This window comes from Nocardia sp. NPDC005746 (assembly GCF_040630785.1).
Taxonomy (GTDB): domain Bacteria; phylum Actinomycetota; class Actinomycetes; order Mycobacteriales; family Mycobacteriaceae; genus Nocardia.
In genome coordinates this window covers 72,924-98,662 of record NZ_JBEXYE010000019.1, presented here as the reverse complement: position 1 = coordinate 98,662, position 25,739 = coordinate 72,924, and the positions used below count along the sequence as shown (strand labels likewise).

The following is a 25,739-nucleotide window of genomic DNA, read 5'->3' as shown; positions in this document are numbered from 1 at the left end:
GGCGTAGGTCATGGGCGAGGCCGCCTGGTAGACGGGTACGGCGGCGCTCAGATCCGCGATGCGCGTGTCGGACAATGCCATTCCGGGGCCGTGCGCGTCGACGGCGCCGCCGCCGAGGATCATGACCCGCTGCGCCTGCGCGGGCGGCAGCAGCACGCTGGTGGACTGGCTGCGGGATTCGGGATCGTAGAGGCCGGGCACCTCGGTGACCGAACCGAGCACGGGATCCCAGATCGAGGGCCGCATCCCGTTATTGGTGCCGTATTGCCCGCCTGTGTAGAAGATCCGGCCGTCGGCGAGCAGCACCAGATGGGCGTGCATCGGGATCGGCCCGGGCACCGGCAGTTTCGACCAGGTCAGCTTCTCGGGATCGAACAGTTCCGGCGTCTGCGACAGGAACCCCTGCCAGTCGGGCACCTCGAGCCACGGCGTCCACTGCCCGACCCAGCCGTCCGCGGCCAGGCCCTTGGCCAGCCGGAAGCGGCCGCTGTTCTGGCCGGCCGGGTCGTCGACCATGAGGACCACGATGTCGAGTGCGCCCCGGCCGCTCAGGTCGGCGATGGCGATGCCGCAGTCCTGATTGTCACGCGAGAACCAATCGGGAATGGGAACGAATTGCCCTGCCACACAACACATTATCGGCGGCGCGCGGCGCATGCGGGAGCCGATGTCCAGATCTCGCCGATGGCCGTTTACGCCACGTTATGGAAAACCCTCCCGGCGAATGGGAAACCCATTACCCTGCGAAACGCTCTCGTTTCACACACTGAGGATTTCACCATGAACAAGGCACTCTGGGCCAACGGCCTGGCGCTCACCGCCGCCGCCCTGCTCGCCGGCGCGGGCACCGCGGAGGCGTCGCTGGCCACCGTCATCGGCTCCGACTCCACCTTCAAGGTCGGCATCGACATCCAGCCCGGCGTCTATAAGACCACGACCGCGACCCAGCTGTGTGCCTGGGCGCGCCTGTCCTCCCTCTCTGGCGGCACCGGCGCCACCATCGAGGCCGGCGGCGCGGTCGGCGGCAAGGCCACCGTCGAGATCAAGTCCACCGATGTCGCCTTCTTCACCAGCGGCTGCGGCACCTGGACCCTGGACACCACCACCACCGTGTCCGGCTCCTCGAACTTCAGCACCGGCAGCATCGGCGGCTTCCTCCCGACCGGCTCCGCCTCGGGCTCGTCGCACTGATACGCGAGCGGTGAGCCGCCCACCCGGTGGGGGCGGCTCACCGGACCCGCGTCGACCTCAGCAGTCGCAGCAGGTTTCCTCACAGCAGCAACATCCCTCGCCACAACAGCAGCAGCCCTCACCGCAGCACACGCAGCCCTCGCAGCACGGCAGGCAGCAACCGCTGCGGCGACGCGGCGCGCGCCCGTAATAGCCGGGCCCCGGGCCGTATCCGCCGTAGCCCGGCGGCGGGCCCCACGGGTCCGGACCGCGCCGACGCCAACGCGACTGCGGTGCGACGACGGCATGATTCGCGCACGCGGGCGCGGAGCCGCCGAAGGTCCGGGTCGCCGAGCGACCCAATTCGTGTTTCAGCAGTGTGTGAATCAGCCGCGAATCGGTGAATTCCACTTCCGCCAAAGCCAATTCGATGCCCAGCAAGGCATCGGTGCACAACCGGTGCGCCTCGGCGACATCGGTCCCCGTTGCCACCAGCGGATTCCATTTGCCGCGGGCCACGTCATCGGTCAGATCCTCGACCGAGTCCACGAGATGCGCAATGCGGCCGAACAATCGGCCGACCTCGGTCAGGGCGGCCACATTACCGGGGCGGCCCGCCAGGACCGCGGTGTGCCCGAAAGCGGCCGCGGTGGCGGTCTCGGTGGGTTCGGTGACCGTGAGCAACGGGGTGCCCACCACGGCGGCGGCCTCGATCTCGGTCTGCCGGTCCACCGCCATCACCAGGACGCCGGTATCGAAACCCAGTCCCGCGCCGGTGGATTCACCCTGACGGACCCAGCGTTGGGCGATCCGCCGGGCGGCAGGACGGAATCCGGCCGTGCCCGCGACCCCATCGTGGTCGTCGACGTGATCGCGCACCTTGGCGGCGGCCAGGACCAGTGAGACCGTGGCGGCCAGCCGGACACAGTCGCCGGTGGCGACATCCGCGCGTCGCATGCCGCGCAGCGGGCAGGGCCCGGCCGCTCGGCGAGTGGGCGGCGCGGTGGACTGCGCCTCCACCAGGGCCGAAATGATCAGCCCGTCGTAATTGGTTGCCATGCGGGCGCCCTGACCGTGGTCGTCCCGCAAGGCCAGGCACAGGCCGCACAGTTGCGCCAGCCACGCCCGCCCGAGTTCCTCGCCCAGCCGGTGATGGCAGGGCCGGATGATGCCGAACACCCTATCGACGGTAACCGTTCACGGGGCATTGGTCGGGCGGATCGCGAATCCGCACCGCGTGTTCCCCGGCCGACACCGCATGGACGCTGTAGATCGAATCCGGTTGGGCGGCAGAGTGACAGCTCGCGGCCGGCCCCACGCCACCGCCGCCGTTCTCATGCTCGACGGCGGCGCGGTGCCGGCCTGACGCCCGGCGGCTACTTGCCCGCCGCGTGCAGGGCGGCGAGGTAGCCGTAGACGATGGCGGGGCCGATGGTCGCGCCGGGACCGGCGTAGGTGTGGCCCATGACCGGGGCGCTGGCATTGCCCGCCGCGTACAGGCCCTCGACCACCGAACCGTCCGCCCGGAGGACGCGGCCAGCGGTGTCGGCGCTCAGGCCGCCCTTGGTGCCGAGGTCACCGGGGACCAGCTTGGCGGCGTAGTACGGACCGGTCTCCAGCGCGCCGAGGTTCGGGTTCGGGCGGTTGCGCGGGTCGCCGTAGTAGTTGTCGTAGGCGCTGTTGCCGCGGCCGAAGTCGGGATCGGTTCCGACGGCGGCGAATTCATTGAAGCGGGTCACCGTGGCGCGGAAGTTCTCGACCGGGATGCCGATCTTCTCGGCGAGTTCGGGGAGCGAGTCGGCACGGGTCAGTGCGCCCGACTTGAACCAGCGGCCCGGCAGCGGCTGCCGGGGCGGGACGCCCGCGAACTGGTAGCGGTTGCGGTAGCGCTGGTCGAAGATCAGCCAGGCGGGCAGGTTCTCCCCCGGACCCGCGCCCTGGCCGTATTCGCCGCCGTACATCTCGTGGGTCGCCTCCACATAGGGCAGGCATTCGTTCATGAACCGCTCGCCGCGGTCGTTGACCACGATGCTGCCGGGCAGGTTGCGTTCGGCCAGGCAGAACCAGGGCAGCCGGGGCAGCGGGATGGACGGGCCCCACCAGGCGTCGGCCATGAACTCGACCGCGCCACCGGCATTCTCGCCGGCGCGGATGCCGTCGCCGGTGTTGGCCTTCGCGCCGACGGTCCAGTCGGTGCCGATGGGTTCGCGCTGGTACTGCTTGCGCATGGCCTCGTTGTGCTCGAAACCGCCCGCCGCGATGATCACGCCGCGGCGGGCGGTGAGCATCAGCTCGCGACCGTCGCGGCGCACCACCGCGCCGGTGACCCGGCCGTCCTCGGTACGCAGGTCGAGCAACGGCGTCTCCAGCCACAACGGGACATTCGCTGCCAGCAGACCCGCGCGCAGCATGGCGCTCAGAGCCTGGCCGCGGGCGAGGACGCGGCGGCGCAGTACGGTCGCCGCCAGCCAGCGGCCCGCGACGCGAGCGCCGGTCAGCGGGCTGCGCGGGTTGCGCAAGCCCAGGTGCAGCTGCCGGAACTCCGCCTGGGTGATCACGACATTCTTCGGGGCTCGCACGTAATCCGGTTCCAGGGTGCGCAATTCGGCGCCCAGCCCGGTGGCGTTGTACGGGGTGGGCTCGACCGATCGGCCGTGCGAGCGGCCGCCGGGAGCCTCCGGGTAGTAGTCGGAATAGCCCGGCACCCACCGCATCCGCAGCGGCGAATGCGCGGCGAGGAAGTCGAACGCCTCCGCGCCACGGTCGAGGAAGGTGTCGATGCGTTCGGGCGGCACCCCCGGACCGATGATGTCCTTCAGATAGACCCGCGCGGCCTCGAGGTCATCGGCGGGAGCGGATCCTCGCAGTGCCGAGTTGCCCGGAATCCACACGCCGCCACCGGATCTCGCCGTCGACCCGCCCCAGTGGGCGGCTTTCTCGACGATCACCGTCGTCAGCCCGTGCTTCGCGGCGGTCAGCGCCGCCGCCATCCCTGCCGCGCCGGATCCCACCACGATCACATCGAAGCTCTGGCCGGTCGCCTTGTCGTCCTGCATCATTCCTCACCCTGATTGTTCTGTTCGAAGCTGTTCACTGACACGCCAAGACTTTTCAGCCGCGCCAGCGCTCCCCTGTCACGGCGTCGAGCGCACCCTCGACGCACACCGCCAGCGACATCTCCGCATGCGCCGAATTCCGCAGCCACTGCAGGTATCCGAACTCCGCCGCCGCCAGCATGAGATGCACCAGCAGGCCCGGCGTGCTGTCCTGGCCCGCGTCCCGCCCCATCCGCTCCGCGACCAGCTCCACCAAACGCGCCCGATGCTCCGGCGTGATCAGCGCGACCCGCTCCAGCAGATGTGGTGCGGTCTGGAACGCCGCCCGCCACTGCTCCAGGTCCTGCGCGGTCGAACTCGTGGATCGAGTCAGAATCGCTTGCGCCAGCGCCACATCCGCGGATTCGTCCTCGTCCCGCTCCTCCAGCAGCGTCACGATCCGGGCCCCGCCCTCACGCACGGGATCGAGCAGCAGATCCTCCTTGCTGCGCACATGCCGGAAATAGGTACTGGCCGACACCCCCGCGGCCGCCGCGATCTGCTCGGTGGTCACCTCGCCGAATCCCTGCGCCGCGAACAGTTCGAACGCCGCCCGCTGAATCTCGGCCCGGATCTGCCGCCGTTGCCGCTCCCGTAGTGACATCCGCAGACCTCCTTCCGTTACCGACAGCATCTCCCTTTATGACAGTTACTGTCAAGAGTGGATTCACAGTCACCTAGCCATCGATCTACATAAACCGGGCAAATACCGGCGATATAGCCCCTGACATGCCGCGATTCGGCCGAACTCGCGTTCCCGGCTCACCGCGGCGCGGAATGCACTACGGCCGAGAGGTAACCCGGACAGCACTCGCCGACGACATCACCAATGAGCTACTGATCGGGGCCGACGGCATCGATTCGGTGGTCCGGCCCCGGATCGAACCCACCCACGTCCCCGTCCACCCCGGCGACAACGTCTTGTACGGCATGACCACCAAGCCGGTCGAACCCCCACCGCGCCCCGACGTTGCAGTTCTTCGCCGAAATAGATTCCGCCGGCGCGGTTTTCAGCACTCTCGGCCATGTCTGGCGACCCGGCGGCCCGGTAGTTCGGTGGTTCGTCCGCATCGTGGCACCGCCCCTGCCGCCGGCGGTGCTGCTCCCCGCCTACGACGATGCCGCCGGTGTCACCGCGGAATTCAATCGCAATGTGCTGCACGTCCTCAACGCCCGCCTGGGCGCGGACTTCGTACCGGACAAGTTCGCGCACATCGCCCGCTGGGACGCCGAGAACGAGTGGATCGAGATGCGGCTCGAGGCCATCGGACGGCGGTGCGGCGTCCGGCGTCAGGCCCGTGCCCGAATGGGCCCACCGTATCCACGCCGCGTGTCCGTCCAACCTCGCGCTCGTGGATACGTTCCTGGCGGCCACCGAATCCGTCCACGTCAGCGGCGCCGGGCGACGCCGACCCCGCCATCACCCCCGCCGCCGGAGTCGGCGCCCGCGACGCGCTCGAAGACGCCCACGCCGTCCACCAGGCCCTCACCTCGGGCGCATCCCCCGCCGACGCGATGACCGCCCGCTTCACCGCATCCTCGCCGGGCCGCAGCCCTTCGCGCCCGGATGCCAGCGAGCCGAGCCCCGGCCCGAGGCCGGGCCCGGGTCCAATCGACTCAGAGGCGACGCAGCGCCAGGACCGGAATTGTCCGGATCCCAGCCGTTTTCTCCGCGTACTCGGCGAAGCCCGGGTACCGGCGGGCCTGCTCGGCGAAGATCCGGTCGCGGTCCGCGCCCGTCACCTCGGCGACCATGACCGGGAAGGTCTCGGTGCCGATCTCGGCCTCGGCCTTCCCCGCGGTGGTCAGGTTGTAGTACCAGTCCGGGTTGGTCGGCGCGCCCGCCTTGGAGGCGAAGATGTAGACGACGGCCGGGTCCTGTTCATCGGCCATGTACATGGTGGGAGTGACCAGCTCACGACCGGTCTTGCGGCCGCGGTGGTGCACCAGGATCATCGGCGCGCCCTCGAACGGCCCGCCCACCCGGCCCGCATTGGCCCGGAACTCGTTGATGATGTTCGTATTCCAGTCGCTCATACCGGTCATTCTGCCGACAAGGGCCGGGCATCCGTGGGATGCCCGGCCCTGTGCGACGGAAACCGTTACGGCAGCGGACCGCCGGCGGCGATGGCCGAGAGGGTGGCGAACTCGTCACCCTTCAGCGACGCGCCGCCCACCAGGGCGCCGTCGATGTCGGCCTGGCCGACCAGTTCGCCGACGTTCTTGGCGTTGACCGAGCCGCCGTAGAGGACGCGGACGCCCGCGGCCACTTCGGGATTCGCCAGTTCGGCGAGCTCCTTGCGGATGGCGCCGCAGACTTCCTGCGCGTCGGCCGGGGTGGCGACCTTGCCGGTGCCGATGGCCCAGACCGGCTCGTAGGCGACGACGACCTTGGAGATCTCCTCCGCCGTCAGACCCTTGAGCGAACCGCGCAGCTGCTCGAGGTTGTACTCCACGTGGGTCTTGCTCTCGCGGACGCCCAGGCCCTCACCGATGCAGACGATCGGGGTGATGCCGTACTTCAGCGCCTGCTTGGCCTTGGCCAGCACGGTGGCGTCGTCCTCGTTGTGGTACTGACGCCGCTCCGAGTGGCCCACCACGACGAAGCTGCAACCCAGCTTCGCGAGCATGGACCCGCTGATCTCGCCGGTGTAGGCGCCCTCGTCGTGGGTGGAGACGTCCTGGGCGCCGTAGGTGATCAGCAGACGGTCACCCTCGACCAGCGTCTGCACGCTGCGCAGGTCCACGAACGGCGGAACCACCGTGACGTCGACCTTGTCGAAATACTTCTCCGGCAACGCGAACGCGATCTTCTGCACCAGAGCGATGGCCTCGAGGTGGTTGAGGTTCATCTTCCAGTTGCCGGCGATCAAAGGCTTACGTGCCATGGCTCAGTCCTCCAGAACCGCGAGACCGGGGAGTTCCTTGCCCTCCAGGTATTCCAGCGACGCGCCGCCACCGGTGGAGATGTGCGAGAAACCGTCATCGGGCAGACCCAGGGTGCGCACCGCCGCGGCGGAGTCGCCACCGCCGACGACCGTGAACGCGCCTTTCGAGGTGGCCGTGGCGATCGCCTCGGCGACACCGCGAGTACCGGCCGAGAACTTCTCGAACTCGAACACGCCCATCGGGCCGTTCCAGAACACCGTCTTGGCCTCGGTCAGCAGCGCGCCGAAGCGAGCGGCCGAGTCGGGGCCGATGTCCAGACCCATCCAGCCGTCCGGAATCTCGTTGGCGGGCACCGTCTTCGACTCCGCGTCCGCGGCGAACTTGTCGGCCACCACGATGTCCACCGGCAGGTGGATGACATCGGCGTACTTGTCGAGCAGGTCCTTGCAGGTGTCGATCATCTCTTCCTGCAGCAGCGAGGTGCCCACCGAAAGGCCCTGTGCGGCAAGGAAGGTGAAGCACATGCCGCCGCCGATGACCAGCGTGTCGACCTTCGGCGCGAGCGCCTCGATGACCGCCAGCTTGTCGGAGACCTTGGAGCCGCCGAGCACGACCGCGTACGGGCGGGCCGGGTCCTCGGTGAGCTTCTTCAGCACCTCGGTCTCGGCCGCGACCAGGTTGCCCGCGTAGTGCGGGAGCAGCTTGGCCACGTCGTAGACCGACGCCTGCTTGCGGTGCACCACGCCGAAACCGTCGGACACGAAAGCGCCGTCGTCGCCGACCAGTTCGACCAGGGCGTTGGCGAGCTTGGTGCGCTCGGCATCGTCCTTGCTGGTCTCCCGCGCGTCGAAGCGGATGTTCTCGAGCAGCATGACATCACCGTCGGTGAGGCCCTCGGAACGGGCGAGCGCGTCCTGGCCCACCACGTCACCGGCCAGCTGGACATTGCGGCCCAGCTCCTCGGCCAGTCGCGCGGCGACCGGGGCGAGGGAGAACTTCGGGTCCGGCTCGCCCTTGGGGCGGCCCAGATGCGCGGTCACCACGACCTTGGCACCGGCCTCGGCCAGCGCCTTGATGGTCGGCGCGGACGCGATGATGCGGCCCGGGTCGGTGATGACGCCGTTGTCGAGCGGCACGTTCAGGTCCGAGCGCACCAGCACGCCGCGGCCCTCGACGCCCTCGTTCAGCAGATCCTGGAGAGTCTTGATCGTCATCGGCGCTTACAGGGACTTGCCGACGAGGCCGACGAGGTCGGCGAGACGGTTGGAGTAGCCCCACTCGTTGTCGTACCACGAGGCGACCTTGACCTGGTTGTCGATGACCTGGGTCAGCGGCGCGTCGTAGATGGAGGAGTGCGGGTCGGTCACGATGTCGGAGGAGACGATCGGGTCGACGTTGTACTTCAGGATGCCCTTCATCGGGCCGTCCGCGGCGGCCTTCATGGCGGCGTTGATCTCCTCGACCGAGGCGGCGCGCGCCAGGTCGACGGTCAGGTCGGTGAGCGAACCGGTCGGAACCGGCACGCGCAGCGCGTAACCGTTGAGCTTGCCGAGCAGCTCGGGCAGCACCAGGCCGATGGCCTTGGCGGCGCCGGTGCCGGTGGGCACGATGTTCAGCGCGGCGGCGCGGGCGCGACGCAGATCCGAGTGCGGGCCGTCCTGCAGGTTCTGGTCCTGGGTGTAGGCGTGCACGGTGGTCATCAGACCACGCTCGATGCCGAAGGAGTCGTTGAGCACCTTGGCGATCGGGCCCAGGCAGTTGGTGGTGCAGGACGCGTTCGAGATGATGTTCTGCGAACCGTCGTACTTGTCGTCGTTGACGCCCATCACGATGGTGATGTCCTCGCCCTTGGCGGGCGCGGAGATGATGACCTTCTTGGCGCCGGCGGCCAGGTGGCCCTTGGCCTTGGTGGCATCGGTGAAGATACCGGTGGATTCGACGACCACGTCGACACCCAGGTCACCCCACGGCAGGGCGGCGGGGCCCTCCTTGATGGCCAGCGCGGTGATGCGCTGGTCGCCCACGACGATGGTCTCGTCGCCGTCCAGGGAAACGTCCTGCGGCAGGCGGCCCAGAATCGAGTCGTACTTCAGCAGGGTCGCCAGCGACTTGTTGTCGGTCAGGTCATTGACCGCCACGATCTCGATGTCGGTGGTGCCGAGGGCCTTCTGCGCCTCGACGGCTCGGAAGAAGTTGCGCCCGATACGGCCGAAGCCGTTGATACCTACCCGGACAGTCACGTTTTCGCTCCTCAGCTTTGCGGATCGTTTCCGTTGCGGTGCTAACCCTAGCCCTGTAACAGAAACATCACGGACACACCCCCGCCACGGTGAACATACGAAAACGATCATTTTCGCCACAGACGACCGGAAGCGCCGCAACCATGGGGTTGCGACGCTTCCGGACGGAATCACCGTGCGGTTCCGCTCAGTGTAAGCGGCACCGCGGCCGTTTCAGGCCTCTTCGAGCAGCTCTGCGGTGACGGCACTTTCGGTGTCGGGCACGCCGAGTTCCTTGGCGCGCCGATCCGCCATCGACAGCAGTCGCCGGATCCGGCCCGCCACAGCGTCTTTCGTCATGGGCGGATCGGCCAGCTGGCCCAGCTCCTCCAGGGAGGCCTGGCGGTGCAGCACGCGCAGCTTGCCGGCGGCGGCCAAGTGGTCTGGCACATCGTCGCTGAGGATCTCGAGCGCGCGCTCCACCCGGGCCGCGGCCGCGACCGCCGCACGGGCCGACCGACGCAGGTTCGCGTCGTCGAAATTGGCCAGCCGGTTCGCGGTCGCCCGGACCTCGCGGCGCATCCGCCGCTCCTCCCAGGTGAGCCGCGTGTCCTGCGCACCCATGCGGGTGAGCAGGGCGCCGATGGCCTCACCGTCGCGCACCACGACGCGATCGGTGCCGCGCACCTCGCGCGCCTTGGCCGAGATGCCCATGCGCCGGGCCGCGCCGACGAGCGCGAGCGCCGCCTCCGGGCCGGGGCAGCTCACCTCGAGCGCCGAGGACCGGCCCGGCTCGGTGAGCGAGCCGTGCGCGAGAAACGCCCCGCGCCAAGCCGCTTCGGCGTCGCCGATGCTGCCGCCCACGACCTGCGCGGGCAGGCCCCGGACCGGCCGGCCGCGCACGTCGAGCAAACCGGTCTGGCGCGCCAGCGCCTCGCCTTCCTTGGAAACTCGCACTACATACCGGGAGGTTTTCCGGAGCCCTCCGGCGCCGAGGACATGCACGTCCGAGCCGTATCCATACAGCTCGAAGATCTCTCGACGCAGCCGACGCGCTATGGAACCCATATCCACTTCGGCTTCGACGATCACCCGACCGCCGACGATGTGCAATCCACCGGCGAACCGCAGTAGCGCGGACAATTCCGCTTTGCGCGAGCTCACCTGTGATACAGAGAGCCGGCTCAGCTCGTCCTTCACTTCCGCTGTCATCGCCACGAGACGCGCTCCTTTCCACCCAACCCGGACCGCACACGTTGGCCCATATGCCGTCCTTCGACTCGAAGCCCTGCTGATTCCGGCCGAGGTTGCCGGATCACCTGATCCAGTGCGGCGGCAAGCTTTCCGGGGTGGTGCCGGTCCGTCCCCGCCTCGGCGACATCAGCGAAGGTTACTCGCGCACGCAGCTGTTCGGCAGCTCTTGCCAGATGTTCGCGTTCCCTACCCTCGGGTACGGAACCGGAGTCCACCAGAACATGGTCGACTGTGAAATCCGGTGCGTGCTGGGACAATACATGCAGGTGCCGTTCCGCGGAGAATCCGGCCGTTTCGCCCGGTTCGGCAGCGAGGTTGAGCACCAGCACTTTCCGCGCCCGCGTATGCAGCAGCGCTTCGTGCAAATCGGGCACCAGCACGTGCGGAATGACGCTCGTGAACCAGCTCCCGGGGCCCAGCACCACCACGTCCGCGTGCTCGATCGCCGAGGTCGCCTCGGGGCAGGCGGGCGGATCCGAGGGGATCAGCCGCACCCGGCGCACCTTGCCCGGCGTGGTCGCCACCGCCACCTGACCGCGGATGCAGCGACTCACCCGCGGATCGCCTTCCAGCCCAGAGACATCCGCCTCGATGGTCAGCGCGATCGGCGACATGGGTAGCACTCTTCCGGTGACCCGCAGAATCTTTCCGGCCTCGTCCAGGGCCGCGACGGGGTCGCCCAGCTCCTCTGTCAAGCCCGCCAGAATCAGATTGCCGACCGAGTGCCCGGCCAGCGCGCCGGTGCCGCCGAAGCGGTGTTGCAAAGTTCGCGCCCAGTGCCCGTCGGCCTCTTCGGCCAAGGCCACCAAGGCCATTCGCAGATCGCCCGGCGGCAGCATGCCCAGCTCGGCGCGCAAGCGTCCCGAAGAGCCGCCGTCGTCGGCGACGGTGACCACCGCGGTGATCTTGCGCGTGAGCCGCCGCACGGCGGTCAGCGTCGCGTACAGCCCGTGCCCACCGCCGAGCGCCACGAAGGCGGGATTGGCGGTGCGGCCGGAAGTGCTCTCACTCATTCCCGCCCCAGATCTCGGTGGACCACGCGCACCACGTCTCGAGGCAGCTCGGCACCCGAATCGCTCTCCGCCGCACGGCCCGCCAACGCGTCACCCAGCGCCTCCGCTATCGCCACACTGCGGTGTTTACCGCCGGTGCAGCCCACTGCCACGGTCATGTATCGCTTCCCCTCTTGGCGGTAGCCCTCGGTCGTCAGGTCGACGAGATGGTGCGCGGTGCCCAGGTAGTCCTGTGCACCCGGGCGCGACAACACATACTCGCTGACCGGGGCGTCCTGCCCGGTTTTTTCGCGGAGTTCGGGAATCCAATGTGGATTCGGCAGGAAACGCAAATCGAACACCATGTCGGCGTCGAGCGGGACTCCGTACTTGAACCCGAACGATTGCACGGTCAACTGCAGTACGGTGGCGGCGTCACCGCCGTAGACCTCCTCGAGCTTGCGGTGCAACTGGTGGATCGACAGCGCGGTGGTGTCGATGACGACGTCCGCGGCGGTCTTCACCGGGTCGAGGCGGCGACGTTCGGCGGCGATGCCGGCGGTCAGGGTGCCGTCGGCGCTCTCGCTCTGTAGCGGGTGGCGGCGGCGCGCGAAGCCGAAGCGGCGGATCAGCACGTCGTCGGAGGCCTCGAGGAACAGGATGCGGGTGCGCACGCCCGCGGACCGCAGCTGTTCGACCACCGCGGACAGATTCCCCGTGAAGAAGCGGTTGCGCACGTCCATGACCAGCGCGAGTTTGCGGATCGGTGGTTCTGCGGAGCGGCCCAGATCGACCATGCGGCCGATCAATTCGGGCGGCAGATTGTCGGCGACGTAGTACCCCAGGTCCTCGAGCACCTTGCCCGCGGTGCCGCGGCCGGCGCCGGACAGGCCGGTCACGATGACCACCTCGACCGGAGCGGGTTCGGAACCGGGCCGCCCCTTGCGGGGATTCGGCTGGGACTCGCCTGATTCGGTTGCCGGGCTGTTCTCGGCAGTAGCTGTGCTGTCTTCGACGCGCGTCATGTCCTACCGGTTCGTGTCTGGAGTTCCCTCGATCATCCTGCACCGACGCCCGCGAACCCGGCAGGCGAGCGACGGGAGCGCAACACAGCTGTGATTTCCGCTCCCGACCAGCACACACGGCGTGTCGCAAATTTCCCGTTCGGCGTGTCGCACTCTACCCGGTGGGTCCCCATCCGGCGCGCCGCGAAACGCCGACGCTCTACTGCTGATGCAACGCGTCCAGGACCGCCCTGGCCGTCGCCACGCCGATGCCCGGGACCTCGGTGATCTGCTCCACCGTAGCCTCCTTGAGCTTGGCGACCGATCCGAAATGCGTCACCAGTGCGGTCTTGCGAGTCGACCCCAGGCCCGGCACCGAATCCAGCGCCGACGCCGTCATCCGCCGCGACCGCTTGGAGCGGTGGAAGGTGATGGCGAAGCGGTGCGCCTCGTCGCGCACCCGCTGCAGCAGGTACAGCGCCTCACTGGTGCGCGGCATGATCACCGGGTCCGGCTCGTTGGGCACCCACACCTCTTCCAGGCGCTTGGCCAGGCCGATCACCGCGACATCGGTGATGCCCAGCTCGTCGAGCACCTCCGCGGCCGCGTTCACCTGCGGTGCACCGCCGTCCACCACGTACAGGTTGGGCGGATAGGAGAAGCGGCGCGGCTTGCCTGTCTTCGGGTCGATGCCGGGCAGCCCGGGTTCGGTTGCCTCGGAATCGGATTCGAGCTCGGCGGCCTCGGCGGCGTCGAGTTCGCGGCGCAGCTTGCCGAAGCGGCGCCGCGTCACCTCGGCGATGCTGCCGACGTCGTCGGAGCGGCCCTCCCCGGCGGCCTCCTTGATGGTGTAGTGCCGATACTCCGACTTGCGGGCCAGCCCGTCCTCGAACACCACCAGCGAGGCCACCACATCGGTGCCCTGCACGTGCGAGATGTCCACGCACTCGATGCGCAGCGGGGCGCTGTCCAGATCCAGGGCGTCCTGCAGTTCCTGCAGCGCCGCCGACCGCGCGGTCAGGTCGCCGGCGCGCTTGAGCTTGTGCTGGGCGAGGGCTTCCTGCGCATTGCGCTGCACCGTCTCGGCCAGGGCCTTCTTGTCCCCGCGCTGGGGCACCCGCAGCTGCACCGCCGACCCCCGCAGGCCCGACAGCCACTGCTGCACCTGCTCGTGATCGTTGGGCAGGGCCGGGACCAGCACTTCCCGCGGAACCACCGCACCCGGCTGCTCGTCACCGCTCTGCTCCGCGACCGCGGTCTGCTCGCCGTAGAACTGGGTCAGGAACTGCTCGACCAGTGCCGGCAGCTCACCCCCGGCCGCCGCCGCGTCGATCGCGTCGCCGGACTTGTCGACCACCCAGCCGCGCTGGCCGCGCACCCGCCCGTCGCGGACGTGGAAGATCTGGACCGCGGCCTCGAGCTCGTCGACCGCGAAGTCGATGACGTCGGCGTCGGTGCCGGTGCCCAGCACCACCGCCTGCTTCTCGAGCGCGCGCTTGAGCGCCTGCACGTCGTCGCGCAGCCGGGCGGCGTTCTCGAAGTCGAGCTCGTCGGCGGCCTCGTGCATACGGCGTTCCAGCTGCTTGACCAGGCGGTCGGTCTTTCCTGCGAGGAAGTCGCAGAAGTCGTCCACGATGTCGCGGTGCTCGGCCGCGCTCACCCGGCCGATGCACGGCGCGGAGCACTTGTCGATGTAGCCGAGCAGGCACGGCCGCCCGATCTGGCTGTGCCGCTTGAAGACTCCGGCCGAGCAGGTGCGCACCGGGAACACCCGCAGCAGCAGGTCCAGGGTCTCGCGGATGGCCCAGGCGTGGGCGTACGGCCCGAAGTAGCGCACACCCTTCTTGCGCGCGCCGCGGTAGACGAAGACGCGGGGGTACTCCTCGTTCAGACTGACCGCCAGCACCGGGTACGACTTGTCGTCGCGGTAGCGGACATTGAAGCGCGGATCGAATTCCTTGATCCAGTTGTATTCCAGCTGCAGCGCTTCCACCTCGGTGGACACCACGGTCCACTCGACGCCGGCGGCGGTGGTCACCATCTGGCGGGTGCGCGGATGCAGCCCGGCCACATCGGCGAAGTACGAGTTCAGCCGCTGGCGCAGGCTTTTCGCCTTGCCGACATAGATGACCTGTCCGAACTTGTCCCGGAACTTGTAGACGCCCGGTTGGACGGGGATGGTGCCCGGGGCGGGCCGGTAGGTCGCGGGATCTGCCACGGGGTCCAGGTTAGTCAGTTCCTCCGACACCCCATCCGCGGCGCTCTCGGCGACGAAGTACCGGCAAGATCATTCGCCAGGAGAGGCAAACCCCACATGATCCGTCTGCGTACTCGCCGCCGCTCGCTCGCCATCGTGGGAGCGGTCTGCCTGGCCGCGGCCGCCCTGGTGGCGGTGTCCGTACCCGCCACGGCCGAGTCCGCCGACGCGTCGATCCTGGTGTCCGGGGAGCTCGCCGGGTACCGGGCGCCCACCCTGTTTCGCGGTGGGGCGGTGCTGAATTCCCCGGCCGACCTGCAGGCCGCCTGATCGAGCGCGCCACGCCGGAACATCGATCTCCGCGCGTTTCGACGGTACGGAGGGTCTCGCGGGTCAGTATGGACGAACTGTTCGCTTGATCTGTCCGTACACGAGGGAGCTTGATCGATGACGAACCATCACCATCTCCACCCGCGCCGCCGCTCGCTCGCGATCGGTTCCGCACTCGGCATCGGCGCGGCGGGCCTGATCGCGGTGGCGGCTCCGGCCGCCCACGCCGATTCGCCCTGCCGTATCGACCGGACGCTCGATACCGCCACCTTCACCTGCCCCGCGGACACCTGGTACGCCGCGGTGGTGCAGTGCCTCGGGGCACGGCAGGTCGGTAACGGCTACCAGTCCCCCACCTACATCGTGGGCGACTCGCCGCGGCCGCTCATCCCCATGACCATCGAGTGCAGGGGCGAGGGCAAGAACGGAATCGTGCTCAACGCCTGGACCGACGGCCCGTTCTGAACCGTCGGTGATCCGGGCGCTCCTGGATGGCTAGGCGATCTCACGCCGCAAACGCGGTGCGAGATCGCCCTTTTCGCCCACTTCCACGGTGTCCAGTTCCAGCCAGTCCGCCATCTCCCGCAGTGCGCGGCCCAGAGCCCCGGCGATCCGGGCGTGGTCGCGGCCCGGCTCGGCGAAGGCACCCGGCACCAGCAATCGCCCGCTCGCGCGCTCGGCGCGCAGGTCCACCCGCGCGACGAGTTCACCGTCGAGCAGGAACGGGAAGACGTAATAGCCGTGCACCCGTTTGTGTTCCGGCGTGTAGATCTCGATGCGGTAGTGGAAGTCGAACAGCCGCTCGGTGCGATCACGGAAGAAGATCAGCGGATCGAAGGGGCACAACAGGGCCGCACCGGTGACACGGCGGGGCGTGCGAGCCTCGGTGTGCAGGTAGGCGGGCTTGTCCCAGCCCTGCACGGTGACCCGCTCCAATTCTCCGCTGTCGAGCAGATCGGTGATGGCGGGCTCGGTCTGGCGGCGGGTGAGCCGGTAGTAGTCGCGCAGATCGGTCTCGGTGCCCACGCCGTGCGCCCGGGCCGCGCGCCGCACCAGCTCGCGGATCGCGTCCGCCTCGTCCGGTTCGCGGGAAACCACTTCGGCGGGTAGGACACTCGCCGCGAGGTCGTAGTGCCGCTGGAAGCCGACCCGGCGGGGCACGGTCAGCTCCCCGGCCGCGAACAACGCCTCGCACACCACCTTGGTGTCGCTGTAGTTCCAGCCCCAATTGTCCTTGGCCCGTGGCCGATCCAGCTCCAGGTGCCGTTCGATCTCCCCCGCCGTGCTCGCGCCGTACTCCTTGACGACGCCGAGCACATCGTCGCCCAGACCCGGATTGCGTTCCAGCACTTGCCGCATCCCGTTCCAGCGCCCGTGCCGGTACTGCACCATGCGCCAGCGCATCAGCGGCCAGTCCTGCACCGGGATCAGCGCCGCCTCGTGCGCCCAGTATTCGATCAGCTGTCGCGGCTTGCGCGCGCTGTGCCCCCACGCGGCATCGTCGAGCAGAGTCCGGTCGTAGGCCCCGACGCGGCTGAACACCGGCGCGTAGTGCGCCCGCACCACCGCCGACACCGAGTCCAGCTGGAGCAGCCGGGTGCTGTCGAGGACCTTCATGACCGTGCGCCGGGTGGGCGGTGCGCTGGGGCGGGCGGACCCGAACCCCTGGGCCGCGAGTGCGATGCGGCGCGCCGCCGCGAGTGACAGGGATCCGGTCGGCGATGTCGGCACACTCGAACCATGCCACGACCCACCGACAACCCGGCTCGATACACGACTGTATCGAGCATCTGTACAGTAGCGACCTCGTTGGATACATTCGTGTATCGAACTTCGACACCAAGGAAATGGGCATGATCGAGAACCCGGATGTCATCGTGGTCGGGGCCGGTCTGGCCGGTCTCGTCGCCACGCACGAGCTGGTCAAGGCGGGTAAGCGGGTCCTGATTCTGGATCAGGAGAACCGTGCCAACCTGGGCGGGCAGGCGTTCTGGTCGCTGGGCGGACTGTTCTTCGTGGACAGCCCCGAACAGCGGCGGCTCGGCGTCAAGGACAGCCTCGAGCTGGCCATGCAGGACTGGCTGGGCTCGGCGGGCTTCGACCGCGAGGACGAGGACCACTGGGCGCGGCAGTGGGCGCGCGCCTACGTGGAGTTCGCGGCCACCGAGAAGCGGCAGTACCTCCACGACCTCGGTCTGCGGGTGACGCCGCTGGTCGGCTGGGCCGAACGCGGCGGCGAATCCGCCGACGGGCACGGCAATTCGGTGCCGCGCTTCCACCTCACCTGGGGCACCGGACCCGAAATCGTGCGGGTGTTCCTCGAACCCGTGCTCGAGGCCGAGCGGCGCGGGCAGGTCGGATTCGCGTTCCGGCATCGCGTCGACGAGCTGATCGTGGAGGACGACGCCGTCACCGGCGTGCGCGGCAGCGTGCTGGAGGCTTCCACCGAGGACCGCGGCGTCGCGTCCTCACGCACGGTGACCGGCGAGTTCGATCTGCGCGCCGCCGCCGTGATCGTCTCCTCCGGCGGCATCGGCCACAATCACGAACTGGTGCGGCGCAATTGGCCCACCGAGCGGCTCGGACCCTGCCCGGAGCACATGATCGCGGGCGTCCCGGCGTACGTCGACGGCCGCATGCTCGGCATCACCGAGGCCGCGGGCGGGCGGATCGTGAACCGGGATCGCATGTGGCACTACACCGAGGGCATCCACAACTGGGATCCGGTGTGGCCCGATCACGCCATCCGCATCATTCCCGGGCCGTCGTCGCTGTGGTTCGACGCCAACGGAAAGCGCATGACCGCACCGGCTTTCCCGGGTTTCGACACCAATGCCACGATGAAGCAGATCCTGGCCACCGGCCACGACTACTCGTGGTTCATCCTGACCCAGTCGATCATCGAGAAGGAGTTCGCGCTCTCGGGCTCGGAGCAGAATCCCGATATCACCGGCAAGGATCTCAAGCTCACGCTCAAGAGCCGGGTGGCCAAGGGCGCGCCGGGCCCGGTGGAGGCGTTCAAGCAGCACGGCGTCGACTTCGTGGTCGCCGATACGCTGCCCGAACTGATCGCGGGGATGAACAAGATCTCGCGCGGCCCACAGCTGGACGCGGCCGACATCGAACGTCAGATCGTGGCGCGCGACCGGGACGTCGAGCACAAATTCAGCAAGGACGCCCAGCTCATGGCCGTCAACAACGCCCGGCGCTACCTGGGTGACAAGCTCGGCCGGGTGGCCACGCCGCACAAGATCCTCGATCCGGCGCACGGCCCGCTGATCGGCGTGCGGCTCAATATCCTCACCCGCAAGACCCTGGGCGGCCTGCAGACCAATCTGGACTCGCAGGTCATCCGCCCCGACGGCACCCCGTTCCCGGGACTGTACGCCGCCGGCGAGGTCGCCGGTTTCGGTGGCGGCGGGGTGCACGGCTACAACGCGCTGGAAGGCACCTTCCTGGGCGGCTGCATCTTCTCCGGCCGGGCCGCCGGACGGGCCCTGGGCCGCACCCTGAAATGACGACTTCGGTTGCCGCCCATCGGATTCCGATGGGCGGCGACCGTCGTCAGTCGACGGCGAACCAGCGGTAGCAGTCGCGGCGCAGCAGCAGCGCCAGCACGATGCCCGAGACCATGACGCCGCCGAGCACGGTGAACGGTCCTACGCCCGTGGGCATTTCGGCCGACATCAGGGTGAACACCCCCAGGAAGACCTGCAGGCTGGACACGCCCAGCGCGGTCACCCAGATCCAGCGCGACCGCAGGCCGAACAGCAGCGCCACACCGCCGGTGACCCAGGCGGCGAAGAAGTGGCCGATGCTGCCCGCGACGCAGTCCAGGCCGCCGGTGGTCGAGAGCAGGCAGTGCAGCATCGCGAGCCCCATCGCGCCGAGGGCGGCGAATTGAGTTTCGCGCACCTTGGCGGGCACCTCGGCCGCAGCGCTCTCGCGGCGCAACCCCCGCACGCCGTCGATCACCCGCTCGAAAAATGTGGCAGGAACGCCGTTCCCCGTGACTATCGGTGTCATTTCCACCTCGTCGGCAACAGCCGATAACGAACTCACAGCACTCCTCGTTGAGTAACCCCTGGTGGCGCGCCCCCTGCGACCCGCCGAACCAGACGCTAACCAAATGTTCAGAGTCCGGACAATCTCATTCCCGAAGTTATGACCATGACCACAGCCGATAGGTGCACTCTGCATAAAGTGATCTCGAACACATAACGGCCGCACGCCATTTCGCGTGCGGCCGTTGAAAGACCAGGTCCGGAGGTAGTTTCCCAGTGTACTACCGGGAGCCGGAAACTACTTGTCGTCCATGGGGATCGGCGGAATGACGGGAAATTCCCCGGTGTAGCCCTCGCGCATCTTGGCGATGGCCAGCACCCGCGGGCTGGCGATGCGCCACCCGATGGCGAGCGCGGGCACGATGATCACCAGGCTGGCCACCGTCCACGTACCGACCGGCCGGTCGAAAGCCATCAGGATCAGCACCAACCCCAGGAACACCAGCGTCGCGATCCCGGTATAGGGAGCGCCGAACATCCGGAACGCGGGCCGCTCGGCCAGGCCCTGCTTCGCCAGGTAGAACAGCTTCAACTGACACAGCACAATGGTCGCCCAGGACGCCAGAATGCCCAGCGAGGCAACATTCAGCACGATTTCGAACGCCTGCGACGGCACGATGTAATTCAGCCAGATACCGAACAATGCGATGACACTGGTGAGCAGAATGCCGCCGTAGGGCACACCCGCACTCGACATACGCGCGGTGAATTTCGGCGCGCTGCCGTTCATCGCCATCGAACGCAGAATGCGGCCGGTCGAATACAGGCCCGCGTTCAAACTCGACAAGGCCGCGGTGAGCACCACGAAATTCATGATCGAGCCCATGTGCGCGACACCGAGTTTGGCGAAGAAGGTGACGAACGGGCTCTCCCCCGCCTTGTAGGCGGTGTAGGGCAGCAGCAGCGCGAGCAGAATCACCGAGCCGCAATAGAACAGCGCGATACGCAGGATGACCGAATTGATGGCACGCGGCATGATCTTCGCCGGGTTCTCGGTCTCGCCCGCCGCGATGCCGACCATTTCCACGGCGGCATAGGCGAACACCACGCCCGAGGTGACGGTGACCAGCGGCAGCACGCCGGTCGGGAACCAGCCGCCCGCGGCGGAGATCATGCCGAAGCCGGTGGCCTGGCCGTCCACCTCGAACCGCCCCGCGAAGAAGACGGTCCCGACCACCAGGAAGGTGACCAGGGCGAGCACCTTGATCATGGCGGCCCAGAATTCCATCTCGCCGAACCACTTCACCGACGCCAGATTGATGCCGAGCACGATGACCAGCGCGCCCAGCGCCAGCAGCCATTGCGCGACCGGCTGGAAGGGACCCCAGTAGTGCAGATAGGTGGCGACCGCGGTGGTATCGACGATGCCGGTCATGGACCAGTTCAGGAAGTACATCCACCCGGCCATGAATGCGGCCTTCTCACCGAAGAATTCGCGCGCGTAAGAGACGAACGAGCCCGAGGACGGGCGATGCAGCACCAGTTCGCCGAGGGCGCGCAGGATGAAGAAGACGAACGCGCCACAGATCAGGTACACCAGGAAAAGCGACGGCCCGGCATTGGCGAGGCGACCGCCGGCGCCCAGGAACAGGCCGGTGCCGATGGCGCCACCGATGGCGATCATCTGCAATTGCCGGGGTTTCAGGGCTTTGTGGTAGCCGCTGTCCTCGGCATTGAGGCTGGTGGCAGTTGTCCGGATCTCGGTCATATGCCGGGTTAACCCTCCGCTATCGTGAAACGAGGCCGTCCGAGAGTACCCTGTCGTTTGCTGAGGGCCATATCGGCGCTCCGGGACGGGTCAGCGCCGTCGTTACCGGCTGCCCGAGCAGCGGTTCGAGTCGATTCATCGGCGATTGCCATGGAAGTGCTGATGATCCATAGGTGAGCAGACCGGTCAAACCGCCGCCCCCGCGCGCTCACGGGGCTAGAGTCCGGTCATGAGGCGCTTGCGACGAACCGGGAGCGGCGCTGCCGCCCTGCTGCTGTCGATCGGAATGCTCACCGCCTGTTCGTCGTCGGCTAACGAGAGCACGTCGTGCACGGTGTCCCCCAACGGAACTCCGGTCGCCTCCGGTGTTCCGGCCGGGCCCAGTACCACGAATCTGGCGCTGCGTCCGGAGGTCGCCACCGGCTACCGCACCGGCATGACACCGGTCCGCACCGGCGGATTCGCGGTCTCCACCGCCAATCCCGTCGCCACCGAGGCCGCCTGCCGGGTACTGCGCGACGGCGGTACCGCCGCGGACGCGCTGATCGTGGCGCAGACCGTGCTGAACCTGGTCGAGCCGCAGGCCACCGGCATCGGCGGCGGCGCGTTCCTCATGTACTACGACGCCCCGACCAGGACCGTCGACGCCTATGACGGCCGCGAGACCGCGCCCCGGGCAGCCACCGAGGACTACCTGCGCTACATCAGCCCCACCGATCACACTGTGCCGCAACCCAACGCGCGCGCCAGCGGCCGCTCCATCGGCGTGCCGGGCGTGCTGCGCATGCTGGAACTCGCGCACACCGAGCACGGCAGGCAACCCTGGCGCGACCTGTTCACCCCCGCGGTGAACCTCGCCGACGACGGCTTCACGATCTCCCCGCGCATGGCCACCCAGATCGCAGCGTCCACCGCGGATCTGGCCCGCGACGACGCCGCCCGCGCGTATTTCCTGCTCCCCGACGGCAATCCGAAGCAGGCCGGCACCACGCTGGTGAATCCGGCCTTCGCCAAGACTCTCTCGGCCATCGCCGCCGACGGCGCGAACGCCTTCTACACCGGGGCCATCGCCGCCGACATCGTCGACACCACCGCCACCACCTCCGGCGGGCGCACCCCCGGCCTGCTGGCACTCGCGGATCTGTCGGCGTACCAGGCCAAGAAGCGCACCGCGGTGTGCTCGCCGTATCGCACTCACGAGATCTGCGGCATGCCGAATCCGTCCTCGGGCGGCATCACCGTCGAGGCGGCGCTGGGCATCCTGTCGAATTTCGATCTGGCCGCGATGAAACCGACCGACGTATCCGGCGACAGCACCGCCGCGCGCGACGGCGGCAAGCCCACCGCCGAGGCCGTGCACCTGATCGCCGAGGCCGAGCGGCTGGCCTACGCCGACCGCGACAAGTACATCGCCGACTCGGATTTCGTTCCACTGCCGGGCAATTCACCGCAGACCCTGCTGAATCCGGACTACCTGAAGCAGCGGGCCGCGCTCATCGACCCGGGCAGGAGTCTGGGCACCGCCAAACCGGGCGACTTCGGGCCGGTCCCGGTCGGCAACGGGCCGCAGCAGCCCGAACACGGCACCAGCCACATCTCGATCGTCGACAAGTACGGCAACGCGGCGTCGATGACCACCACGGTCGAATCCGCGTTCGGGTCCTTCCATTTCGTGGACGGGTTCATTCTCAACAACCAGCTCACCGACTTCTCCGCCGAACCCCGGGACAAGGACGGCGCGCCGGTCGCCAACCGCATCGACGCGGGCAAGCGGCCGCGCAGCTCCATGGCTCCGACCCTGGTGTTCGACCGCAATCCCGACGGCGGCCGCGGCGCGCTCACCCATGTCACCGGGTCGCCGGGCGGGGCGGTGATCATCCAGTTCGTGGTGAAAACCCTTGTCGCCCTGCTGGATTGGGGACTGAATCCGCAGCAGGCGGTGTCGATGATCGACTTCGGCGCGGCCAACACGCCCACCACGAACGTGGGCGGCGAGCACCCGGCGGTGAACGCCGCCGACAACGGCGACCACGACGTACTGGTCCAGAAGCTGCGCACGTCCGGTGATCAGGTGTCGGTGGCGCCGCAATCGAGCGGGCTCTCGGCGCTGGCCCGCGACGGCGACGGCTGGATCGGCGGCGCGGATCCCCGCCGCGAGGGCGCGGTGCTCGGCGGCCCGCGCTAGCCGCGTCGGGCGCGTCCGGCCACGGGCCGGACGCATCGAGCCTCACGAGCGGGGCCAGTGCCGCCCGCGGTAGCTCTCGATATCGGCATTGAATCGGGCCAGTAACGACGCGAGCGCCGAAACGTCCTCATCGGACCAGCCGGCCAGGATCTCATCGAGATGCCGAAGACTCTGCGCGCGTTCGGCATCGAGCCGGGCGGCGCCTTCGGCGGTGACACGGAACTTGCGAGCGATGCCGCCGTCGGGGTCGGGGATGCGTTCGGCCAGGTCCGCGCGCAGGAGTGCGGCGGTCTGCCGATTGAGGGTGGAGGCGTCCAGCCCCAGCGTGTCACTGAGCTGACCGATCGACATCGGCCCCTCCCCACGCAGCAGGCTGAGCAGCAGATAGGCGCTGCGGTCGAGGCCGTTGTCACCTTTGCGCGGAATCAGGCTGTACCGGCCGAACAGCATGGTCTCGAACTCGAGCAATTCGCTGGGCTTGGTCAATTCCGTCCTCTCCGCGGTCCCCCTGCACCCTACGTGTGACGGGCTCCGAGCACCTATTATGCATCATGCACTTGATGTGTATAGTGCACATAGTTTGACGATGAGGAGAACCCCATGACCAGACCCGAGTCCGCTGCTCGGCCCGCCGGCGCCCCGCCGGAGCCCACACGCGCCGGCAGCACCCTCGCGGTGCTGGCCTACACCGGCGTCGTCGCCTCGCTGATGCAGACCCTGGTGGTCCCGCTCCTGGGCGACCTGCCCCGAATCCTGAACGCGTCCGCGTCGAACGCGTCATGGGTCGTCACCATCACCCTGCTGGTGGCGGCGGTGGCCACGCCGGTCGCGGGACGGCTCGGCGACATGTACGGCAAGCGCCGCATGCTCATCGCCTCGACCATTCCGATCATGGTCGGCTCGATCGTGTGCGCCGTGTCGACCTCGCTGATCCCGATGATCATCGGGCGCGGGCTGCAGGGCCTGGGCGTGGGCACCATCCCGCTGGCCATCGCCCTGCTGCGCGACGTGATGCCGCCCGAGCGCCTCGGTTCGGCCATCGCGCTGATCAGCTCGTCGCTGGGCATCGGCGGCGCACTCGGCCTGCCGATCGCGTCCGCGGTCACCGAGTACAGCAACTGGCGTGTGATGTTCTGGGCCGCAGCGGTTCTCGTGGCGATCGCCACCGCGCTCATCGTCCTGGTCGTCCCGGAGGGCACCTCCGAAGGACCGTCGGGCCGCTTCGATGTGCCCGGCGCGCTACTGCTCGGCGCGGCCCTGGTGTGCCTGCTGCTGCCGGTGTCGAAGGGCGCGGCGTGGGGCTGGACCAGCGGCTCGACCCTCGGGCTGTTCGCCGCGGCCCTGGTGCTGCTGCTGGTGTGGGGCTGGTGGGAACTTCGGGCCCCCGAACCGCTGGTCGATCTGCGAATCACCGCCCGCCCGCAGGTCCTGGTCACCAACCTGGCCAGCATCGCGGTCGGCGTCGGCCTGTACGCGCTGCAGCTGAGCCTTCCGCAGCTCATGCAGCTGCCCAAGGCGCTCGGCTACGGCCTGGGCCAGTCCATGGTCATGATGGGCGTGTGGATGGCCACCGGCGGCATCATGATGATGGTCATCTCGCCGATCGGCGCGAAGCTGTCCGCGGCGCGCGGCCCGAAGACCACGCTGGTCACGGGCACGCTGATCATGGCCGCCGGTTACGGTGTGGCACTGCCGCTGATGGGGTCCATCGGAGGCCTGGTGGTCGTCAACATCATCTGCAGCACCGGTGTCGCCTTCGCCTACGGCGCGATGCCCGCGCTCATCATGGGCGCGGTGCCGCAGTCGGAGACCGCGGCCGCCAACAGCTTCAACACCCTGATGCGCTCGATCGGCACCTCGGTGTCGGCCGCGGTGGTCGGCGCGGTGCTGGCACAGATGAGTGTGCAGATGGGCAGCCACAGCATCCCGACCGAGCACGGCTTCCGCACGGTGTTCCTGATCGGTAGCGTCGTGTGCCTGGTCGCCGCGCTGATCGCGGTGCTGATCCCGGCGCGGCGCGCGGTGCAGTCCGTACCCGCGCAACGGCCGGAGACCGCGAAAGCCCTCGCGGAGAACTGATTCCGAACCGGATCGGACGAGGCACAGCCATCCGTCCGCCGCGGCCACGAAGCCTCGGCGACGGATGGCTTACTTGTTCTCGCCGCTGTACTTCGCGCCGAGTTCGCGGAACCGGTCCATGGCCTCGGCCGCGCGCATCTTGTCGTTGGAGCGGATGGCCATCATCGGCACGTACTCGTCGTGGACCAGTTCCAGCCGGGCCCAGGACTTCTTGTCCGGGAAGGAGATCCCGCGGATGTCCTGCCACCCGAACTCGCTGTCGCCGACGATATTGCGCACCATGACCCCGCGCTTGCCGACCCGCACCCGGGGCCGGGTCAGGGTCAGCACACCCGCCGCCAGCACCAGGCCGAACGCCGCCAGGCCGATCTGATCGGAGACCCGGAAGTTGACGCCGGTGGAGCCCTGGCGCAGCACGATGCCGCCGAAGATGAAGACGGCGGCCAGCACCGCGGCCACGATCCGCACGGTGATGATGGCGTGGCGCGGGCGGACCTCGAGGTCCCACTCGCTGTCGGTGTTCGCGGCGGTGTCGGGCTTCGTCTGTGCCATG

General features: G+C 68.6%; 22 protein-coding genes and 1 pseudogene. 7 read left to right on the top strand and 16 right to left on the bottom strand.

Annotated elements, in window-relative coordinates:
- Positions 1–780: 780 nt before the first annotated feature.
- Complete coding sequence (locus ABZ412_RS29030) at positions 781–1,191, top strand: hypothetical protein (protein WP_357286253.1); 411 nt, start codon at positions 781–783, stop codon at positions 1,189–1,191.
- 57 nt (positions 1,192–1,248) lie between these two features.
- Here ABZ412_RS29030 and ABZ412_RS29025 read toward each other — a convergent pair whose 3' ends face one another.
- The 3 genes from ABZ412_RS29025 to ABZ412_RS29015 form a co-directional block, all read right to left on the bottom strand.
- Entirely contained in the window at positions 1,249–2,349 is a 1,101-nt protein-coding gene (locus ABZ412_RS29025) for a DUF5685 family protein (RefSeq protein WP_357286250.1), read from the bottom strand.
- A 197-nt stretch (positions 2,350–2,546) separates the two neighbouring features.
- Entirely contained in the window at positions 2,547–4,229 is a 1,683-nt protein-coding gene (gene kstD / locus ABZ412_RS29020; RefSeq protein ID WP_357286247.1) for a 3-oxosteroid 1-dehydrogenase, read from the bottom strand.
- Between the two features lie 52 nt (positions 4,230–4,281).
- Positions 4,282–4,869 (bottom strand): TetR/AcrR family transcriptional regulator, encoded by a 588-nt coding sequence (locus ABZ412_RS29015; RefSeq protein ID WP_357286245.1) that lies wholly within the window; start codon positions 4,867–4,869, stop codon positions 4,282–4,284.
- 486 nt (positions 4,870–5,355) lie between these two features.
- On the opposite strand from ABZ412_RS29015, the pseudogene ABZ412_RS29010 reads away from it, so the two are divergent.
- A pseudogene (locus ABZ412_RS29010) lies at positions 5,356–5,529 on the top strand (L-histidine N(alpha)-methyltransferase); the annotation flags it as partial.
- A gap of 353 nt (positions 5,530–5,882) precedes the next feature.
- Here ABZ412_RS29010 and ABZ412_RS29005 read toward each other — a convergent pair.
- The 8 genes from ABZ412_RS29005 to uvrC all read right to left on the bottom strand — a co-directional run bounded on the left by ABZ412_RS29005 (position 5,883) and on the right by uvrC (position 14,841).
- On the bottom strand, positions 5,883–6,311 hold the full coding sequence (locus tag ABZ412_RS29005; protein WP_357286242.1) for a nitroreductase/quinone reductase family protein: 429 nt from the start codon (positions 6,309–6,311) through the stop codon (positions 5,883–5,885).
- A gap of 56 nt (positions 6,312–6,367) precedes the next feature.
- A complete protein-coding gene (gene tpiA / locus ABZ412_RS29000; RefSeq protein ID WP_357286240.1) occupies positions 6,368–7,153 on the bottom strand; it encodes a triose-phosphate isomerase in 786 nt (261 codons plus the stop codon).
- 3 nt (positions 7,154–7,156) lie between these two features.
- Entirely contained in the window at positions 7,157–8,368 is a 1,212-nt protein-coding gene (locus ABZ412_RS28995) for a phosphoglycerate kinase (protein WP_357286237.1), read from the bottom strand.
- A gap of 6 nt (positions 8,369–8,374) precedes the next feature.
- Positions 8,375–9,394: a type I glyceraldehyde-3-phosphate dehydrogenase gene (gene gap / locus ABZ412_RS28990; protein WP_357083207.1), complete on the bottom strand. Its 1,020-nt coding sequence runs from the start codon at positions 9,392–9,394 to the stop codon at positions 8,375–8,377.
- 213 nt (positions 9,395–9,607) lie between these two features.
- Complete coding sequence (gene whiA / locus ABZ412_RS28985) at positions 9,608–10,591, bottom strand: DNA-binding protein WhiA (RefSeq protein ID WP_120736392.1); 984 nt, start codon at positions 10,589–10,591, stop codon at positions 9,608–9,610.
- Positions 10,582–11,640 (bottom strand): uridine diphosphate-N-acetylglucosamine-binding protein YvcK, encoded by a 1,059-nt coding sequence (yvcK, locus tag ABZ412_RS28980; protein ID WP_357286234.1) that lies wholly within the window; start codon positions 11,638–11,640, stop codon positions 10,582–10,584. Before yvcK ends, whiA begins: the two co-directional genes overlap by 10 nt.
- Complete coding sequence (gene rapZ / locus ABZ412_RS28975; RefSeq protein WP_357286231.1) at positions 11,637–12,644, bottom strand: RNase adapter RapZ; 1,008 nt, start codon at positions 12,642–12,644, stop codon at positions 11,637–11,639. The genes yvcK and rapZ overlap by 4 nt, the downstream gene beginning before the upstream one ends.
- Before the next feature lie 199 nt (positions 12,645–12,843).
- Positions 12,844–14,841 (bottom strand): excinuclease ABC subunit UvrC, encoded by a 1,998-nt coding sequence (gene uvrC / locus ABZ412_RS28970; RefSeq protein ID WP_357286228.1) that lies wholly within the window; start codon positions 14,839–14,841, stop codon positions 12,844–12,846.
- 96 nt (positions 14,842–14,937) lie between these two features.
- Between uvrC and ABZ412_RS28965 the strand changes: the two genes are divergently transcribed.
- Together ABZ412_RS28965 and ABZ412_RS28960 are read left to right on the top strand one after the other, a co-directional pair.
- The gene (locus tag ABZ412_RS28965; protein WP_357286225.1) at positions 14,938–15,150 is read left to right on the top strand and encodes a hypothetical protein; all 213 of its coding nucleotides are present in this window, start codon (positions 14,938–14,940) and stop codon (positions 15,148–15,150) included.
- 117 nt (positions 15,151–15,267) lie between these two features.
- Entirely contained in the window at positions 15,268–15,615 is a 348-nt protein-coding gene (locus ABZ412_RS28960) for a hypothetical protein (RefSeq protein ID WP_357286222.1), read from the top strand.
- A gap of 30 nt (positions 15,616–15,645) precedes the next feature.
- On the opposite strand, the gene ABZ412_RS28955 is transcribed toward ABZ412_RS28960, so the two are convergent.
- Positions 15,646–16,881, bottom strand: a complete 1,236-nt coding sequence (locus tag ABZ412_RS28955) for a crosslink repair DNA glycosylase YcaQ family protein (RefSeq protein WP_357286220.1) — start codon at positions 16,879–16,881, stop codon at positions 15,646–15,648.
- Positions 16,882–17,003: 122 nt separating this feature from the next.
- Here ABZ412_RS28955 and ABZ412_RS28950 point away from each other — a divergent pair, with 122 nt between their 5' ends.
- On the top strand, positions 17,004–18,668 hold the full coding sequence (locus ABZ412_RS28950) for an FAD-binding dehydrogenase (protein ID WP_357286217.1): 1,665 nt from the start codon (positions 17,004–17,006) through the stop codon (positions 18,666–18,668).
- Positions 18,669–18,714: 46 nt separating this feature from the next.
- Here the strand turns inward: ABZ412_RS28950 and ABZ412_RS28945 are convergent, their stop codons facing one another.
- Together ABZ412_RS28945 and ABZ412_RS28940 are read right to left on the bottom strand one after the other, a co-directional pair.
- Positions 18,715–19,176: a hypothetical protein gene (locus tag ABZ412_RS28945; RefSeq protein ID WP_357286214.1), complete on the bottom strand. Its 462-nt coding sequence runs from the start codon at positions 19,174–19,176 to the stop codon at positions 18,715–18,717.
- Positions 19,177–19,452: 276 nt separating this feature from the next.
- Entirely contained in the window at positions 19,453–20,922 is a 1,470-nt protein-coding gene (locus ABZ412_RS28940) for an amino acid permease (RefSeq protein WP_357286211.1), read from the bottom strand.
- A 229-nt stretch (positions 20,923–21,151) separates the two neighbouring features.
- On the opposite strand from ABZ412_RS28940, the gene ABZ412_RS28935 reads away from it, so the two are divergent.
- A complete protein-coding gene (locus ABZ412_RS28935; protein WP_357286208.1) occupies positions 21,152–23,107 on the top strand; it encodes a gamma-glutamyltransferase family protein in 1,956 nt (651 codons plus the stop codon).
- Positions 23,108–23,149: 42 nt separating this feature from the next.
- On the opposite strand, the gene ABZ412_RS28930 is transcribed toward ABZ412_RS28935, so the two are convergent.
- A complete protein-coding gene (locus tag ABZ412_RS28930; protein ID WP_357286206.1) occupies positions 23,150–23,593 on the bottom strand; it encodes a MarR family transcriptional regulator in 444 nt (147 codons plus the stop codon).
- A gap of 114 nt (positions 23,594–23,707) precedes the next feature.
- On the opposite strand from ABZ412_RS28930, the gene ABZ412_RS28925 reads away from it, so the two are divergent.
- Positions 23,708–25,186, top strand: a complete 1,479-nt coding sequence (locus ABZ412_RS28925) for an MFS transporter (RefSeq protein ID WP_357286203.1) — start codon at positions 23,708–23,710, stop codon at positions 25,184–25,186.
- A gap of 69 nt (positions 25,187–25,255) precedes the next feature.
- Here the strand turns inward: ABZ412_RS28925 and ABZ412_RS28920 are convergent, their stop codons facing one another.
- Positions 25,256–25,738, bottom strand: a complete 483-nt coding sequence (locus ABZ412_RS28920; RefSeq protein ID WP_357286200.1) for a PH domain-containing protein — start codon at positions 25,736–25,738, stop codon at positions 25,256–25,258.
- Position 25,739: the final 1 nt, after the last annotated feature.